This is a genomic window from Gordonia soli NBRC 108243 (assembly GCF_000334455.1).
GTDB classification, from domain to species: domain Bacteria; phylum Actinomycetota; class Actinomycetes; order Mycobacteriales; family Mycobacteriaceae; genus Gordonia; species Gordonia soli.
On the sequence record NZ_BANX01000038.1, the window covers coordinates 1 to 17,628 of the forward strand.

The 17,628-nt window shown below is 68.1% G+C and carries 14 protein-coding genes; 11 read left to right on the forward strand and 3 right to left on the reverse strand.

The window, feature by feature from the left end; genetic code table 11:
* Positions 1-1,382: LuxR C-terminal-related transcriptional regulator (locus GS4_RS22065; protein ID WP_007624761.1), on the forward strand; the 1,382-nt coding region annotated here is incomplete at its 5' end.
* Between the two features lie 76 nt (positions 1,383-1,458).
* Positions 1,459-2,085, forward strand: coding sequence for a TetR/AcrR family transcriptional regulator (locus GS4_RS22070; protein WP_007624762.1), 627 nt, complete (start codon positions 1,459-1,461; stop codon positions 2,083-2,085).
* A gap of 702 nt (positions 2,086-2,787) precedes the next feature.
* Here the strand turns inward: GS4_RS22070 and GS4_RS22075 are convergent.
* Positions 2,788-3,684: a LysR family transcriptional regulator gene (locus GS4_RS22075; RefSeq protein WP_007624763.1), complete on the reverse strand. Its 897-nt coding sequence runs from the start codon at positions 3,682-3,684 to the stop codon at positions 2,788-2,790.
* Positions 3,685-3,788: 104 nt separating this feature from the next.
* Between GS4_RS22075 and kdgD the strand changes: the two genes are divergently transcribed.
* The 7 genes from kdgD to GS4_RS22110 all read left to right on the forward strand — a co-directional run bounded on the left by kdgD (position 3,789) and on the right by GS4_RS22110 (position 11,388).
* Positions 3,789-4,736 (forward strand): 5-dehydro-4-deoxyglucarate dehydratase, encoded by a 948-nt coding sequence (gene kdgD, locus GS4_RS22080; protein ID WP_007624764.1) that lies wholly within the window; start codon positions 3,789-3,791, stop codon positions 4,734-4,736.
* Between the two features lie 11 nt (positions 4,737-4,747).
* Positions 4,748-6,397 carry an aldehyde dehydrogenase (NADP(+)) gene (locus GS4_RS22085; protein ID WP_007624765.1) on the forward strand — a complete coding sequence of 550 codons (1,650 nt, stop codon included), beginning with the start codon at positions 4,748-4,750 and terminating at the stop codon, positions 6,395-6,397.
* Positions 6,394-7,260, forward strand: coding sequence for an ABC transporter permease (locus GS4_RS22090; RefSeq protein WP_007624766.1), 867 nt, complete (start codon positions 6,394-6,396; stop codon positions 7,258-7,260). The genes GS4_RS22085 and GS4_RS22090 overlap by 4 nt, the downstream gene beginning before the upstream one ends.
* 10 nt (positions 7,261-7,270) lie before the next feature.
* Positions 7,271-8,296, forward strand: coding sequence for an ABC transporter substrate-binding protein (locus tag GS4_RS22095; protein WP_007624769.1), 1,026 nt, complete (start codon positions 7,271-7,273; stop codon positions 8,294-8,296).
* A 62-nt stretch (positions 8,297-8,358) separates the two neighbouring features.
* Entirely contained in the window at positions 8,359-9,138 is a 780-nt protein-coding gene (locus GS4_RS22100) for an ABC transporter ATP-binding protein (protein WP_007624771.1), read from the forward strand.
* Between the two features lie 50 nt (positions 9,139-9,188).
* Complete coding sequence (locus GS4_RS22105; protein ID WP_007624773.1) at positions 9,189-10,853, forward strand: aminopeptidase P family N-terminal domain-containing protein; 1,665 nt, start codon at positions 9,189-9,191, stop codon at positions 10,851-10,853.
* A gap of 13 nt (positions 10,854-10,866) precedes the next feature.
* Positions 10,867-11,388, forward strand: coding sequence for a RidA family protein (locus GS4_RS22110; protein WP_245555800.1), 522 nt, complete (start codon positions 10,867-10,869; stop codon positions 11,386-11,388).
* Positions 11,389-11,993: 605 nt separating this feature from the next.
* Here the strand turns inward: GS4_RS22110 and GS4_RS22115 are convergent.
* A complete protein-coding gene (locus tag GS4_RS22115) occupies positions 11,994-12,884 on the reverse strand; it encodes a MaoC family dehydratase (RefSeq protein WP_007624779.1) in 891 nt (296 codons plus the stop codon).
* Position 12,885: 1 nt separating this feature from the next.
* Positions 12,886-14,250, reverse strand: coding sequence for a 3-oxoacyl-ACP reductase (locus GS4_RS22120; RefSeq protein WP_007624780.1), 1,365 nt, complete (start codon positions 14,248-14,250; stop codon positions 12,886-12,888).
* 123 nt (positions 14,251-14,373) lie between these two features.
* Between GS4_RS22120 and GS4_RS22125 the strand changes: the two genes are divergently transcribed.
* Positions 14,374-15,669, forward strand: coding sequence for an acetyl-CoA C-acetyltransferase (locus GS4_RS22125; RefSeq protein ID WP_007624783.1), 1,296 nt, complete (start codon positions 14,374-14,376; stop codon positions 15,667-15,669).
* 264 nt (positions 15,670-15,933) lie between these two features.
* Positions 15,934-17,622 (forward strand): VanW family protein, encoded by a 1,689-nt coding sequence (locus tag GS4_RS22130; RefSeq protein ID WP_007624785.1) that lies wholly within the window; start codon positions 15,934-15,936, stop codon positions 17,620-17,622.
* Positions 17,623-17,628 lie beyond the last annotated feature (6 nt).

Consider the following 17,628-nt stretch of genomic DNA (forward strand, 5'->3'; position numbering starts at 1 on the left):
TGGCGCGCCTGGCCTTGGCGGCGGGTGACGTCGACGGCGCCGCCGCGGTCGCCGACCGTCACCTCGAGGGGGCATCCGTCGAGGATGCCGATGTTCCCCCCTGGATCGCCTTGGCCGCCGACATCGCCGGTGTCCGTGGACATCACACCCACGCCGCCGACCTACACCGCTGGCTCGGTCCGACCCGCACCGACGACGCGCTGGGTGCAGTTGCGGCGCTGCTGGGCGTCGGCGACCGGGAGTCGGCGGCAGCGTTCGTCGCGACGGATGCGACGCGACCGCCGATCGGGGTACGCGCACGCCGAGCGCCGGCCGTCCGTGGCCTGTCGGCATCGCTCGACGATCCGACCGCCGCTCTCGACGACGTCGTCCGCGGGCTGTCGGCGGGTGACGTGCGCAGGCCGGCTCCGGCGACGTATGCGCCGCTGCTGGCCGCCGTCTCCCTCTCGTTGCAGACAGCAACGCCGACCGCACATCTCATGGCATCGACGGTCCGCTCGTCGACCGCCGATCCCACCGAGTCGTGGATCGCCTTGCGCGCAGGTGATCTCGAGACCGCAGGACGTCGGTGCCCGGCTGAGCCGGTCGGTGCGGCCGACCGCTTCCGCACGCTCGCGATCCGACTCGGACTCGCCCGTCGGGCCGGCGATGTCGGCGCGATGACCGCGCTGTGGCTCCAGGCACCGTCGGTGCTCGCCGCCGTCGAGGTCGACCTCTACTCGCTCGCTCATCTCGCCGAATACCGGGTGGTGGCCGCCCGCCTCGGGCAGACCGCGCAGATCGACCGACGGATCGCGGCCGTCGACGAGTTGCTGACCGGTCTCGGTGATCCCGTCGCATGGTCGGCGGACTGGCGGTTCGCCGAGGTGGTGTCCGCGATCGCGGCGCGCGATTCCGGGGCTGCGGCGGTCGGCTGCGAACGACTCTCGCGGCTCGCCACCTCCGCCGGACCTGCGACAGATCTGGCGCGGGCGGCAGAGGTATGGACCCGCATCGCCGATGCCCAGCCGGTTCCCACATCAGATGTCGATGCGGCGGTCGATGGCTTGCGACGGGCAGGGCGCGCGTGGGAAGCGGCCCGACTCGCCGGTGAGGCTGCGCTGCGTTCCGACGACTCACGCACCGCTGCGGCGCTGTTGCACACCGCCCGGGCGGTCGCGGAGGAGCGACGGGATGCGGTCGACACCGCCGGTCCGCTCACCGAGCGGGAGGCCGAGGTGGCGCGGGAGTTGTTGGCCGGCTTCACCTATCGCGAGATCGGCGAGCGGCTGTTCATTTCGGCGAAGACCGTCGAGCATCACGTGGCGCGCATACGCCGCCGCCTGGATGCCGGGTCGCGGTCCGAATTGTTGTCGGCGCTGCGTGCGGCAGGCTATCGCTGACCTACCCCAGCGGAACTTACTGTCAGGTAAGTAGTCCGGTAGGATGACTCCTTCAGGACGTGTGTGAGGAGTGTCGATGGCCGGCGGAACAAAGCGGCTGCCCCGTGCGGTACGGGAACAGCAGATGCTCGACGCCGCGGTCAAGGTGTTCTCCCAGAACGGCTTCCGCGAGACGTCGATGGACGCGATCGCCGCCGAGGCGGAGATCAGCAAGCCGATGCTGTACCTCTACTACGGGTCCAAGGAAGACCTGTTCAGCGCGTGCATCGCCCGCGAGTCAGGGCTGTTCATCGAAGCGATGAGCGTCGGCTTCGACCCGTCCCTGCGTCAGCGCGACCAGGCCCGGACCGTTGTGAAGGAGTTCCTGCGCTTCGTTGACGAGCATCGGCAGTCCTGGAAGGTCCTCTACCGCGTCGCCGTCGGGACCCAGAGCTTCGCCCACATCGTCACCGACAGTCGTGCCCAGGTGACCCTGATGGTCGCCGAGCTGATCCGCCAGGGCACCACCGTCGAAGGCGCCCGCGACATCGACTTCGAGCTGACCGCCGTGGCACTGGTCGGTGCGGGCGAGGCGGTTGCCGACCGTATCTCCGAAGGCGACGTCGACATCGACACCGCCACCGACCTGCTGCTGGGCATCACCTGGCGCGGCCTGAAGGGCGTCGGCAGTCGGGCTCATGCGGAGGACGTCGACGCGCTCTGATCTGTGGAGTGTGCGTGCTGGTTCGAGGTCGACCACAATCTGCCGTCCAGCGTCTGGTGGTGTGCGATATCCCCGCGGCTCGTCGCTCGGCGGCAGATTGGGCTAGATCCGGACGCGGCGGCTCCCGCGCGGTCCCGAAAACTGCCCATGTTCGTCTTGAATCTGTCCACGAGGTGCCCGCGGTTGCCAATGCGGTCGTGACCCTGCCCTGAGGTCTGGTCGCGCTCTGCCCGCGGCCGCGACCACAATCTGCCGCCCAGCGCTCGGCCGCGTGCGATATCCCCGCGGCGCCTCGCTCAGCGGCAGATTGTGGCTAGATCCTGCTAGGGGCGGCCCGGCCTGCCCTGAGGTCTGCCCGGGTTGGTCCGATTGCTGTCCACGGGGTGCTCGCGGATGCCGATGCGGTCGCGATCCTGCCGTGCTGGGTGGTTTTCGGGATTTGGCGGGCAGATTCGGCCGGCCCCGACCCGCGCCGGCCCCGGGGCCCGCGCCGCTGTCCAAATCTGCCGTCCAGCGCTCCACCGCGTGCAATATCCACGTGGCTCCCCGCTGGGCGGCAGTTTTTTGTCACCGGACCGGACGGGACCGGGCCGGGCCGCGCCGGCCGCCGATGACGGCCGGGCCGGGTCCCGAAGCCGCGCCTCGGAGATACCTGGGCCCGAGTGCACCCGCGCTCCCCGGAACCGGAAGCACCCAACCCGGTCAGCTCCCCCTCAACTCCTCGACCACGAGGTTCCGGATGGCGAGCACCGGTGGCTCGGTCTCGCTGGATCGCCACGTCAGGAACAGTTCGACAGGCCGTGCCTCGATGCCGTCGACCTCCTTCAGCACCACCCCGCGCACGGCCATCGCGGCCGCCGCAGCGGGCACCAGTGCGAGCCCCAACCCGGCCTTCACCAGCGCCAGGATGGTGTGGACCTGGCTGATGTGTTGCACGTACCTCGGCGCGATCCCGGCGTCGCGGAAGATGCTGACCAGCAGTTCGTAGAAATATCTGGCCTCGGCGGGCGAGTACATCACCAGCGCCTCGTCGTCCAGGTCGCCGATGTTCGGTGTCGCCGACGGCGACGCCAGCGGGTGCGCTTCGGGGACGGCCAGGATGAGTGGTTCGCGTTGTACCAGTACGGCTTCGAAGGCCCCGGCGGGCACAGGTGGTCGGAGTAGGCCGAGATCCAGTCCCCCCGAACGCAATTCTTCCAACTGGCTACCCGATACCCGTTCGCGCAACACGAGGTCTATGCCGGGCAACCGGTTGCGTGCCGCACCGACCACCGAGTCGAGGACGGAGTGCGCCGACGATCCGGTGAAACCGAGTGTGACGCTGCCACTCTCACCGACCAGTGCGCGTCGGACCGACAGCGCGGCCTGGTCGCTGAGTCCGAGGATTCGACGTGCATCCCCGAGTAATGCCCGACCGGCGGGGGTGAGGGTCACCCCTCGGCCGGCGCGATCGAACAGGTCGACACCCAGTTCGCGCTCGAGGCTCTGGATGCGGCGCGACAGGGGTGGCTGCGTGATGGAGAGTCGATCGGCCGCACGCCCGTAGTGCAGCGTCTCGGCGACCGCGACGAAGCTCTCCAGTTGACTCAGGGTGAACACGGATACCGATTATGCATAGGTCGATGCGAAAATGGCGTTGGACGCGCATCAGTCGGTGTTCGTAGTGTGATCCCAGTCGCACAACACACCTCAAGGAGGCCCACGTGACATCGTTCGCACCGGCCGACCTGGCCGTCCGTCTCGGCTCGGGTCTGCTGTCCTTCCCGGTCTCGCACTTCACCGCGGACCTCACCGTCGACGAGGCCGCGTACCGGGACAACATCGCGCGGCTGGCCGGGCATCCGGTCGCCGGACTGTTCGCTGCGGGTGGCACGGGTGAGTTCTTCTCGCTCACCGGCGCCGAGATCGGGACCCTGGTCCGCGCCGCGGTCACCAGTTCGCCGGCGGACACCCCGGTGCTCGCGCCCGCGGGTCTCGGCACCAAGCAGGCGATCGAGATGGCTCGCGATGCCCAGGACGCCGGTGCCGACGGCATCTTGCTCTTCCCGCCCTACCTCACGGAGGCCTCCGCAGACGGACTCCGGGACTACGTGATCGCGGTCTGTGAGAGCACCGACCTCGGCGTCATCGTCTACAACCGCGCCAATGCCATCTATCGCGCCGACGCACTCGTCGAGATCGCCGACCGCTGCCCCAACTTCATCGGTTTCAAGGACGGCGCCGGCGACCTGGAAGCCATCACCCGAATCCACAGTGCCCTCGGTGACCGACTCGTCTACATCGGCGGACTGCCGACCGCGGAACTGTTCGCGCTCCCGTACCTCGAACTGGGCGTGACCACCTACAGTTCTGCGATCTTCAACTTCCTGCCCGACTTCGCCCTCACCTTCTACGGCGCGGTCCGCGGTCGTGACACGGCCACCGTGCAGCGCCTGCTCGACGAGGTCGTCCTGCCCTACGCATCGATCCGTGATCGCAAGGCCGGGTACGCGGTCAGCATCGTGAAAGCCGGGATGCGCCTGACCGGACATCCAGCCGGGCCGGTGCGTCCACCGCTGACCGATCTCGACGAGACCGAGGAGGCCATGCTGGCGGAGGTCGTCGCGACCGCCGCCCGGCTGACCCCGGCGCTGGCGACCGCCGGCCACTGAGAGGAGTGACCATGACGACGACGGAACTGGCCGATGGTGTCGACCTCGGTACCGCGGAGACGCCGACCGGCGTGATGATCGTCGACGGCGGTGAGCTCGTCGGTGATGGTGACGCACTGTATTCGGCGGATCCCGTCAGCGGCGAGCGCGTGAAACCGGGATATCCGTCGGCGTCACCAGAGCAGGTCGCCGACGTGTGCGCCCAGGCCGCAGCCGCCTTCGCGGAGTATCGGTCCGCGCCGGCCGAGCGACGCGCCGGCTTCCTCGATGCGATCGCCGACCGTCTCGACGATGCCCGCGATGCGTTGGTGGACCGTGCGCATCGCGAGACGGCCCTGCCCCGACCTCGTCTCACCGGCGAGGTCGGTCGGACCAGCGGGCAGTTGCGTCTCTTCGCTTCCGAACTGCGGGCAGGGTTCTGGCAGGGGGCACGCGTCGATCCGGCGATCCCGGATCGCGCACCTGCCCCGCGGTCGGACATCCGGCAGCGGCGGATCGGCATCGGGCCGGTCGCCGTCTTCGGGGCGAGCAACTTCCCGCTGGCCTTCTCGACCGCCGGCGGTGACACGGCGTCTGCTCTGGCAGCAGGATGTCCTGTGGTCGTGAAGGCGCACCCTGCGCACCTGGGTACCGCCGAACTTGTCGGCCGGGCGGTTGCGGCCGCGGCCGCGTCGACGGGTATGCCGCGCGGTGTCTTCGCCCAGATCGTCGGCGGCGTCGACGTCGGTCAGGCACTGGTCGGGGACCCGCACATCCGAGCCGTCGGATTCACCGGCTCCCGTCGGGGCGGCCTCGCCCTCGCCGCGACGGCGGCGGCACGTGGTGTGCCCATCCCGGTCTACGCCGAGATGAGCAGCATCAACCCGGTGGTTCTTCTACCGAACACGCTGGCGGCCGACGGCGCCCGACTCGGCACCGAGTTCGCCGCCTCAATGACCCTGGGTGCGGGGCAGTTCTGCACCAACCCCGGTCTGGTCATCGCCGTCGACGGGCCGGGTCTCGACGAGTTCGTGGCCGCAGCCACCGACGCCGTCGCAGGCGACGAGGGCGCCACGATGCTCACCACCGGGATCGCCGATGCGTATCGAGCGGGCGGTGACGAGCTCGCGGCCCGGGCCGGCGTCGTCCAACTCGCCGTCGGGACGGCACCGGCGACCGCGGCGGGCGCAGCCGCCCGACTCTTCCGAGTGGACGCCGACCGATTCGCGGCCGACCCCGGGCTCCAGTCCGAGGTCTTCGGAGCCACCTCCCTGCTGGTGGTCTGCCCCGATCTCGACCGACTGCGTGCGACCCTCGACGTGCTCGAGGGACAGCTGACCGCGACGGTCCACGCGTCGCCGGAGGATCATGGGATCGTCGGGCGCCTGCTACCCGCGCTCGAGGACATCGCCGGGCGCCTGATCGTCAACGGCTGGCCCACCGGTGTGGAGGTCGGCCACGCCATCGTGCACGGTGGTCCCTTCCCGGCGACCACCGACACCCGTTCGACGTCGGTGGGCAGCGCAGCCATCGAGAGATTCCTGCGGCCGGTCGCGTATCAGGACGTCCCCGCAGAGTTGTTGCCCACGGACATCTCCGACCCGGCCCCCGCCGGCATCCACCGACGACTCGACGGGCGAACCACCGAGCCCGCGTCTGAAGGCAAGGAAGAACAGGCATGACCGCTCCGAAGCTCACCTCTCGACCGCCGGCCGCATCGGGTGCGCCGTCGACCACCCGGTCAGGAACCGACCGACCAGACAGCGCCCGACGACGCCCCCGGTTCCACCGCGACTCCGCGATCACCGGCGTCAAGGCGCTGCTCGGGGTGCTCGGCCTGCTGGCACTCTGGCAGATCGCGGTATGGGTTCTGCGACCCGCCGAGTACATCCTGGTCGGTCCGCTCGACGCCTTCGACGAGTTGTTCACCCGACCTGAGTACTACGCCACCAACGCCTGGATCACGATCGGCGAGGCCCTGGCCGGGTTCGTCGGCGGAACCGTGCTCGGTGTCGTGTTCGGCGCACTCCTGCACTACTCGCCGACCGTGCGCAGCTTCCTCTATCCAGCGCTGGTCGCGATCGATACGATCCCGAAAGTCGCACTGGCGCCGCTGTTCATCGTGTGGTTCGGATTCGGGTTCGAGTCGAAGGCGTTCGTGGCCATGGCCATCGCGTTCTTCCCGCTGGTGATCAACACCTTCGACGGCCTCGGTTCGGTGCCGCACGAGCTCAAGGAGTTGGCGCGCATCAACAAGGCGTCGACCTGGAAGCGTCTCACCAAGATCGAGTTCATCTACGCCTTGCCGTCGATCTTCTCGGGCGCCAAGATCTCCATCTCGTTGGCTGTCGGAGGTGCGGTGGTCGGTGAGTTCATCGCCGGCTCCAAGGGGCTCGGTTACGTGATCATGCTCGCCAACAGTCAGGTCGACCTGGCCTCGATGTTCGCCGCGTTCATGGTCCTCGCCGCCATCGCCCTCGTGCTGTTCTTCATCGTCGACCTCGCCGGCAAGAAGCTCATGCCGTGGAAATCGCACACGAAGTGAGGTGCCGAACATGATGAGACGAATCCACCGGTGGGGTGCGGCCATCGCCGCAGCCATCCTGCTCCCGACGCTCGCCGCTTGCGGCACAGGCAATTCCGAGAACGCGATGTCACTCATGGTCGACGTCGGCTACTTGCCCAAGCATGCACCGTTCTTCGCTGCGGTCGATCGCGGCTTCTTCGCCCAGGAGGGGCTCGACGTCACCGTCATGCCGGGCTCGGGATCGGGCAACACCATCACCGCGGTCGACACCGGGAAGGTCGATGCCGGTTGGGCCGACTTCGGCGTGACGATCCTCAGTCAGGGGCGGGGCGCCAAGATCAAACAGGTCGACCTCCTCCAGGCGCGATCCGCCTACGCGGTCGTCGGCACCGACGACGGACGCATCCACGGTTGGGGCGACCTGAAGGGCAAGACCGTCGCCACCGAGGGGGCAGGCGCGATGACCGCTATGTGGCCGTACGCGATGCGCAAACTCGGCCTGACCGAACGGGATGTCACCGTCGTCCACGCGACCAGCAGTGCCAAGATCCCCGGACTCGTGGCCGAACAGTGGGACGCCAACCTCGCGATGTCGGTCTCCGACGGCCCTGCGGTGGACGCGGTCGGCAAGAAGCCGGTGATCCTGAAGTGGTCCGACATCGGGATCGACCTGTACGGCAACGGGATCATCTTCTCCGAAGAGCAGCTGACGAACCGACCCGACCGCGTCAAGCGGTTCAATCGTGCGATGCAGCGGGCCTACCTGTGGTCCTGTGAGCATCCTGCCGACGCCGCCGAGTCCTTCCACCGGGAGGTGCAGGGCTACGAGACCCGGACCGTGGAACTGGCGCTGAGTGAACAGTGCGCCCTCAACTTCCGCGTCGGTCGTGAAGGAGATCCTTACGGGCACATGACCGATGACGAGGTCGTCACGATGATCGACGTCGCCCATGAATTCCTGGGTCTCGACCGTTCGAGCACCGTGCGGCCCGACCAGGTCTACAGCAACGACTATCTCGATGACGTGCCGCCCCACGGCATCCAGGCACCCTGACCATCCAACTATGGCCATCCAACCGTGACCATCCACCACCGAACTCGTGAACGGCTCACCCCATGAACACACACTCAGCCATCTCCGTCGACAACGTCGGTGTGACCTTCCGATCACGCGACGGTGAGACCAACACCGTCCTGTCCGGAGTCGACTTCGATGTCGAACACGGTCAGTTCGTCTCCATCGTCGGACAATCCGGCAGCGGTAAGACGACCCTCCTCAAGACGATCTCCGGTCTGCAACCGGCCACCGACGGTGAGGTCCGGATCAAGGACAAGCCCATCGCCGAGGGAGTGGACGAGATCGGCATGGTCTTCCAGAGTCCGGTGCTGCTGCCGTGGCGCAACAATCTCGACAATGTGTTGCTGCCCCTGGAGTTCCGGGGTAACCGTGATCGGACAGCCGAGGCGTACGCCCGAGAGCTGCTGGACATGGTGGGACTCGAGGGCAAGGCCAAACGCTACTCCTACGAGCTGTCCGGCGGGATGCAGCAGCGCGTTGCCATCTGTCGGGCGCTGGTCTCCAACCCGGAGTTGCTGCTCATGGACGAGCCGTTCGGCGCGCTCGACGCGATGACACGGGACAGCATGAACTTCGAGATCCAACGGATCTGGCGGCAGGCGGGCTGCAGCGTCCTCTTCGTCACACACAGCATCTCCGAGGCCGTGTGGCTCGGTGACCGCGTGGTCGTGATCGGTGGACGGCCCGGGCGCATCGTCGCCGACATCACCGTCGATCTTCCGCGACTGCGCACCAAGGAGCACCGCTATTCACCGGAGTTCGCCGACCTCGTCGGTGAGGTCGAATCTCACATCGGCGTCACGGCCGGCATCAGCTGACCGAACCCACCTCCGGCGATACCCACCCACCTCGACGAAAGGACTCGCACATGCTGCGCCTCACCGCAGACGCCACCGCGCTGGCAACCGTCTTCGACCTGTATCCGCAACGGAGCCTGCTGTTCTCCGCGATCCGACTCGACTCGCACCCGCTCGTGGCGCCACTGATCGCGTCACGGGATGACGCCGAGCAGGTGCTGCTGGTCCGTCAACAGGAGCAGGGCAACGTCTTGTCCGCGGGCGTGGCACCCGAGCGGATCCGCTTCTATGCCCCATGGGTCACGCTCGACCCGCGACCGGTGGAAGGCGTCGACGTCGCTGCGTCGTTGACCGATCTCGTCGCGCAGCTGAGCTCCGACGGCGCCGTGACGCTCGCCGCCGACGTGGTGTTCGCGCATCGGATCGCGTTGTCGGAGAGGATGACCGTGGTATGCGAACAGTCGGTTTCCCGAGCCGTACAGGTTCGCGAGATCCCGGTCGCCGAGGTGGTCGACCGATTCGCCGGATGGCGTGAGCACGGAGCCACGGTGGCCGCCGATCTGATCGCGGACGTCGCGCATCTCGACGGGTTGGTCGACGAGTTCGGCGCTCCGGAAACCCGATTTGCGCGTCTGGAGTCGATCGCTGCCGAGAGTCGGCTCGATGCGGTGCTCGTGGCCGCCCCGCCGAACTTCTCCGAACTGACCGGGCGAGCTCCGATCCCGGGAGCGCTCGCGCTGTGGTCGCCCGGTGCTGAACATGTGCTCGTCATCGCTCCCGCGGATGATCCGGACGCTGCGGAGGTGGGCAACCTGGGCGCGGTGATCGGCGAGTATCCGTCCGTGGGTGCGGCGGTCTCCGCGCTGGCGCCGGGACGTCGGGTCGGCGTCGAAGAGGACTTCATCTCTGTCGGCGTGGTCGGGAACCTGGAGGACAATGACATCGAACCCATCTCCATCACAACGGAACTCGGGCACTGGCGAGACGTCCGCGACAACGAGGACCTGCCGTTCCAGGTGATCGCGGCTCGCGCCACCGTGTACGCGATCGAGGAAGCGCTCTCCTGGGCTGCGCGCGAGATCGGTGCGGGGGCCGAGTTCACCGAGCGAGACATCTACCAGCGCTATGTGGGCTTCCTGGCCGACTTCGTCCTGGACAACCGGATTCCCTTCGGGGTGCGGCCGTACTTCACCAATCTCCACTCGTCCAACCGGATGCTGTTCCCCGGCCCGCCCGTCGATTTCCCGATCGACCAGACCACCACGTGCATCCAGCTCGACGCGGGTGTCGCCGTGGTGATCGACGGCGTGGTGGTCGCCACCTCTGACATGGCCCGGTCGTTGCCGCGCACGGAGTCGGCGAAGGAGGCCTACGAGTTCTTCTTCACCGTCGTGCGCGAGGGGATCATCGGTCAGTTGCGTCCGGGGGTGGTCTGCGAGGATGTCCACGAGGGCACACTGCGGTTCGTCGCGCCGCACCTCGACTGGATGGTCGAGATCGGAATGCTCGGCGCGGACACCGATTTCGACACGATCTACCGCCGGCGCAACGTCGGTCACCTGATGGGCAAGCAGGAGTCGTTCGCCAACGAGCTGCGACCGGGGTACAAGCATGCGCTGGACGTCGGGTCATTCGGAGCGGCCGAGATCCCCTGGCGTTATGACGATGCCGCGATCGGCACCGAAGACCTCTGGTACATCGGGGCCGATCGCACATACATCCTGTCGCAGCGTTGAGCGAGGAGACGTCGTGAGTGAGAAGGTCGTGAGCGAGAACGTCGCGGGTGAGAAGACCGCGGGTGAGAAGACGGTGGCCGGGCCTCATGTCCGGCTTGCCGACCGAGGTCTGGTCCTACCCGACCTCGGTGCGCCGGCCTACGCCTACGAGGCATGGACCCGACACGAGGACCTGCTCTATCTCTCGGGCCAGATCTCCAGGGTCGCGGACGGATCCATCCTCGCCGGTCGGGTGGGTGACGATGCCACCGTCGCGGACGCGTCTGCCGCAGCCGAGGTTGCCGCCCTGAACCTGCTGTCGCGGATCGACCAGGCAGTCGGACTGGATCAGGTTGCCGCGGTGCTGAAGCTGAATGTATGGGTCGCCGGCGGGGAGGGCTTCACCGACCAGCCGACGGTCGCGGAGTCGGCGTCGCGACTGTTGATCGACGTCCTGGGCGATGCCGGCCGGCACGCGCGGACAGCACTGCCGTCGCCCGTGCTGCCGAAGAATGCGCTGGTGGAGCTCGACGCGGTGGTCGCCGTACGATCCTGAGCTGCGCGCACGGGGCATCGCCCGGACAACGGCGTCCGGGTGATGCCCCGTGACTTGTTTTCGGGGGTCGGCGGGCAGTTTCTCCGGCCGAGACCCCGCCCTGCCCCGCGGCCGCTGACCACAATCTGCCGCCCAGCGCCCGACCGCGTGCAATATCCCCGCGGCTCCCCGCTCAGCGGCAGATTTTGGTCACGGGTTCCGACTCGAGTTGGCCCCGAGGACTGCCCAGGTTCGTCCGATAACTGTCCACGGGGTGCTCGCGGATGCCAATGCGGTCGAGATCCTGCTGTGCTGGGTGGGTTTTCGGGGAGCGATGGGCGGTTCTCGGGCGGCTGGCCGGCCCCGCTGTCCACAATCTGCCGCCCAGCGCCCGACCGCGTGCAATATCCCCGCGGCTCCTCGCTCGGCGGCAGATTTTGGGCAGACCCGGGGCGCTCCAGACCCGGGCGCGCTCGGGACCCGGTCAGATCCCAGCCGGCCCGACATCCGGCCCCGACATCCGGCCCGGTAGCAGCCCCCGACCAGCCACCCCAAAACCCCCACAAACCACCGGACCCGACCACCCAGCAGGGCGGTCGGGTCCGTGGCAGTACCTGTGTCAGGGCTCAGTGATCCCCACGGGTCGTCGCCGTCAGATGCGGGAACCCCTTGCGCCGGTCGCGGATCGACACGTCGAAGTTGCCGTGTCCGTCGATACGACGGGTGTAGAGGTTCACCTTGGCCGGCAGCAGGATCGGCTTGCCGAATCGCACCGTGTAGGTGACATCGTCGGGAAGCTGGGCCTCGACGTTCGCCACCGCGGCGGCCGCGCTCCACATCCCGTGCGCGATGGCCCGCGGGAACCCGAAGGCCTTGGCGGACAGGTCGCTCATGTGGATGGGGTTGCGATCGCCCGACGCGGCCGCATACTCGCGGATGCGACCGAGGTCCACGGCCAGGATCGAGTCCGGCGGCGGCGGGGTCGTCGCCTTCGGCTCGGGTCCACGCGGCTCATCGGACAGGCTGGTGCGCTGCTGCTTGAGAAAGGTGCCCGTCTGCTCGACGACGAGCTCGCTGCCGACGCTGATCTCCGAGACGATGTCGATCAGGATGCCCTTGCGGTGCTCCCGCAGGTTCTCCGACCGTGTCTCGATGGTCAGCGGCTCGTCGGCCCTGATCTGGCGACGGCGGTGGATGACGTTCTCCAGGTGCACCGAACCGACTGCGCCGAACGGGAACTCGGACGAGACCATGGTCGCCATCACGAGGGGGAACTGCAGCACGAACGGGTAGGTCAGCGGCAGCGTCGGGCCGAATCGCTGGCCGGTGGCCCGCGTGTAGGCCTGCAGTTGATCCGGATCGACCCGGAGGTCCTCCAGCCGGTAGCGCGTGTCGGGCAGCGGGGCGTCGGCACGGACCCGGGCAGGCTTGCCGATCACCGGCAGCAGTCCGCCGACGGCCTTCGTGTAGAGCTCGCGGGTACTCGGCGGGGCGTCGAGCGTGATCGTCTTCGCCACGTCAGGCTCCCAGCAGGGCCTGGCCGCACACGCGGACCACGTTGCCGGTCACCGCATTCGACGCCGGGCTGGCGAAGTAGGACACGGTCTCCGCGACGTCGACGGTCTGGCCGCCCTGCTGCAGCGAGCTCATCAGGCGGCCGGCCTCGCGGGTGGCGACCGGGATCGCCGCGGTCATCGCGGTCTCGATGAAGCCGGGGGCCACCGCGTTGATGGTGATGCCCTTCTCGGCGAGGATCGGCGCATAAGTGTCGACCAGGCCGATCACGCCCGCCTTGGAGGCGCCGTAGTTGGTCTGGCCGCGGTTGCCCGCGATGCCGGCGATCGACGAGACGTCGACTACCGCGCCGCCCTTGCGCAGCGCACCCTTGGCCACCAGATCGTTGACCAGCTTCTGCGGGGCGATCAGGTTGACCGCGATCACCGAGTCCCAGCGTGCGTCGTCCATGTTGGCGAGCAGCTTGTCACGTGTGATGCCGGCGTTGTTGACGATGATGTCGATGCCGCCGTGACGCTCCAGGGCGTGCTCGGCGAGCTTCTCACCCGCGTCGGCCGCGGTCACGTCGATGGGGAAGGCGGTGCCGTTGACCTTGTTGGCGGTCTCCGACAGTGCCTCACCGGCCTGCGGGATGTCGGCGGCGATGACGTGGGCGCCGTCGCGGGCCAGGACCTCGGCGATGGTCGCCCCGATGCCGCGGGCCGCACCGGTCACCACGGCGACCTTGCCGGCCAGCGGCTTGTCCCAGTCGGCCGGGGCCACGGAGTCCGCGGCGCCGACGCGGATCACCTGGGCGTCGACGAAGGTCGACTTCGCCGACAGGATGAAGCGCAGCGTCGACTCGAGTCCGGTGAGGCCGGTCTTCGCCTCGGGGGAGACGTAGACGAGCTGGGCGGTGGCGCCCTTGAGCAGCTCCTTGCCGAGCGAGCGGGTGAAGCCCTCGAGAGCCCGCTGTGCGACGTGCTCGTCGGGGTCGGTGATCAGCTCCGGAGTGGTGCCGATGACCAGGAATCGCGCGCTCGGGGCGACCGAGCGCATGACGGGCTGGAAGAACTCGAACAGCTGACGCAGCTCGGCGGGAGCGGTGATGCCGGTGGCGTCGAGCACCACGGCGCCGTACTTGTCGGCGCTGCGACCCGTGGTCGCATTGTGAATGAGGTCATAGTCGGGGCCCGACAGGATCTCGCGCAGGGGTTCGATCAGACGTCCGGAACCGCCGAGCAACACCGGCCCCGGCAGTGCGGGCTCGGTCGGCGAGTAGCGGCGCAGCTTCGGCGGGACCGGCAGACCAGCCTGTTTGGCGATGAAGGAACCGGGAGCTGAATGGACGAAGGTCGAGTACAGGCCGGTGTTTCCGTTGGCGGACACGTGCTATCTCCTCTGGGTCTCTGTCAACACGCGAGCGGGATGGGGAACGATCGCCGTTCGACAACTAACTTACTCGTGAGTAAGAATACGCTATAGGTACCAACCAACACCTGGGAGATCGAAGTGGCTCAAGCACCCAAGACCCGCTCCACGCGTCCGGTCGCGATCCTCGGCGGCAATCGCATCCCGTTCGCCCGTCAGGACAAGGCCTACGCCAAGGTCGGGAACCAAGAAATGTTCACGGCCGCCCTCGACGGTCTGGTCAGCCGCTTCAACCTCCAGGGTGAGCGTCTGGGCGTCGTCGCCGGCGGTGCCGTGCTGAAGCACTCGCGCGACTTCAACCTGATCCGCGAGAGCGTGCTCGGTTCGGCGTTGTCGCCGTACACCCCCGCGTTCGACATCCAGCAGGCCTGTGGCACCGGCTTGCAGGCCATCGTCGCGGTCTCCGACGGCATCGCCGCCGGTCGCTACGAAGCCGGCGTGGGCGGCGGCGTGGACACCACCTCCGATGCGCCGATCGGCGTCTCGGAGGGGCTGCGCCGCCAGCTGCTCGAGGTCAACCGCGCCCGCAGCACCTCCGACCGCCTGCTCGCGGCCGCGAAGCTGCTGCCCAAGCTCGGTATCGAGATCCCGCGTAACGGCGAGCCGCGCACCGGCATGTCGATGGGTGAGCATGCCGCGATCACCGCCAAGGAGTTCGGCATCAAGCGCGCCGATCAGGACGCGCTGGCCGCCGCGAGCCACAAGAACCTGGCCGCCGCCTACGACGCGGGCTTCCTGGACGACCTGGTCACGCCGTTCGGCGGCCTGACCCGCGACCAGAACCTGCGCGGCGATGCCACGGTGGAGAAGCTGTCCAAGCTCAAGCCTGTCTTCGGTGTCTCGCTGGGCGACGCCACCATGACCGCGGGCAACTCGACCCCGCTCACCGACGGTGCGTCGACGGTGCTGCTCTCCTCCGACGAGTGGGCCGAGGAGAAGGGCCTGCCGGTGCTGGCCTACTTCGTCGACTCCGAGACCGCAGCCGTCGACTACGTCAACGGTCCCGACGGACTGCTGATGGCACCGACCTACGCCGTCCCGCGTCTGCTGGCCCGCAACGGCCTCACCCTGCAGGACTTCGACTTCTACGAGATCCACGAGGCGTTCGCCTCCGTGGTGTTGGCCACACTCGAGGCCTGGGAGTCGGAGGAGTACTGCAAGGAGCGGTTGGGCCTCGACAACGCGCTCGGCTCGATCGACCGCGCGAAGCTCAACGTCAACGGATCGTCGCTCGCCGCGGGCCATCCGTTCGCCGCGACCGGTGGTCGCATCGTGGCGCAGGCCGCCAAGCGCATCAAGGAGAACGGCGGCGGTCGTGCGCTGATCTCCATCTGCGCCGCCGGTGGCCAGGGCGTCACCGCGATCATCGAGGGCTGAGAAGACCGCTCGGACGCGGTCATCAAATCGCGTCCGAGCGATCTCGAAAGTTTTTCCCGCGAGCGTGTAACGAAGCGTCGCGGACCGTAGATATACGGGATAGCTCCGACTGAGCTGCCAGACCCCCGACCCGGCAGCTCGGTCGGAGCGTTTCTCGTTTCGGCTGGTCGACGACCTGCGTGACGGCTCGAAAGGCCGTCCGATCCGAGGTCCGACAAGTCCGACGATTCGCCGCATCTGCTGCGGCTGCATAAGGTTGTTCTCGTGAGCCAAGGCCGGACCCGACGCACGGTGGTGCGCATCGTGGTCGGCGTGCTCGCCGCGGTGGCCTTAGTCCTGGCCCTCGATCTCGTACTGACCCACGGCAAGACCGCACGCGGCATCACCGTCGCCGGCGTCGACATGGGCAACTTGAGCCGTACGGCAGCGGTCCGCGCGGTCGGGCAACTCTCCGAGCGGGCCGAGCAACCGGTCGCCCTGCGGACGTCATCAGGTGCCACCGCGATCGGCTCGAAAGAGCTCGGTCTGGAGTTCGATCCCGAGGCGACGGTGGAACGGGCCATGGAGCAACCGACGAACCCGTGGACGCGCGCGTTGGCGATGGTCGGCGTCTCCCGTGCAGTCGATCCGGTCGTGCGCGTCGACCGCGCCGAACTCGACGCGGCTCTCGACGGCCGGAAGTCGACGCTCGAGAAGGCGGCCGTCGAGGGTGGTGTCCGCTACAACGGCACCACACCGGTCGGTGAACTGCCCGCCGGTGGGCTCCGGATCGCGCGGGACCAGGCCATGGCAACACTGTCGTCGGGCTGGCTGTACGGACGCGAGATCGAGTTGCCGATGGAACATTTCGATCCGACCGTCAGCGCCGACACCGTCCGCAGCACGGTCTCCGGACCGGCGACGAACGCGACCTCGGCCGCGGTGACCCTGCGCGGTACCGACAACACCACCGCCCGGATGTCGCCCACCCAGATCGGTGAACTGCTGACCTTCGTCCCCGACGGCAAGGGCGGTCTGCTGCCCCGCTTCGACGAGAAGCGTGCCACCACGATGTTCGCGAAATCGCTCGCGAGGTCGGAGCGCAAGCCGGCGAACGCCACCTTCGATGTGCGATCCGGTTCGCCGACCGTCGTCCCCGCCCGCGACGGCGCGAGTGTCGACTGGGACGCGACGCTGGCCCAGGCGGCGGCCGTCGCGACCTCGAGCGATGCCTCCGACTCGCGGTCGGTGGAGGTGGTCTACAAGAAGGTCGAGCCGAAGCTGACGACCGACGCGGCGCGCAAACTCGGGGTCCGTGAGGTGGTGAGCGAGTACACCACCGGTGGTTTCACCAGTGCGTCGGGCGAGAACATCCGGCTCGTGGCCGAGAAGGTCGACGGCGCACTCGTGCCTCCGGGCGCCAAGTTCTCGCTGAACACCTACACGGGCCCGCGGGGCACGCGGCAGGGCTACGTCACCTCGACGGTGATCGATCACGGGCACGCGGAGAAGGCGGTCGGTGGCGGTATCTCGCAGTTCGCGACGACGCTCTACAACGCGAGCTACTTCGCGGGTCTCGAAGACGTCGATCACACCGAGCACAGCTACTACATCTCCCGCTATCCGGAAGCGCGGGAGGCGACGGTCTTCGAGGGTGCCATCGACCTGGTCTTCCGCAACAACACGAAGAGCGGGATCTACATCGAGACGAGTTGGACGCCGTCGTCGGTGACCGTGCGCCTGTGGGGCACCAAGACCGTCGAGGTGACCTCGCAGACCGGCCGGCGCACCGCGTCCACCGACCCGCGGACCATTCGGTTGCCGAAGGGTGACGACTGCCTGGCCAGCACGGGGAGCAAGGGCTTCACCACATCCGACACCCGCGTCATCACCGATGTCCGGACCGGTCGGGAGATCTCGCGGAAGACCCGCACGGTCAAGTACGACCCGGAACCGATCGTGAAGTGCGTGTGAGTCGAC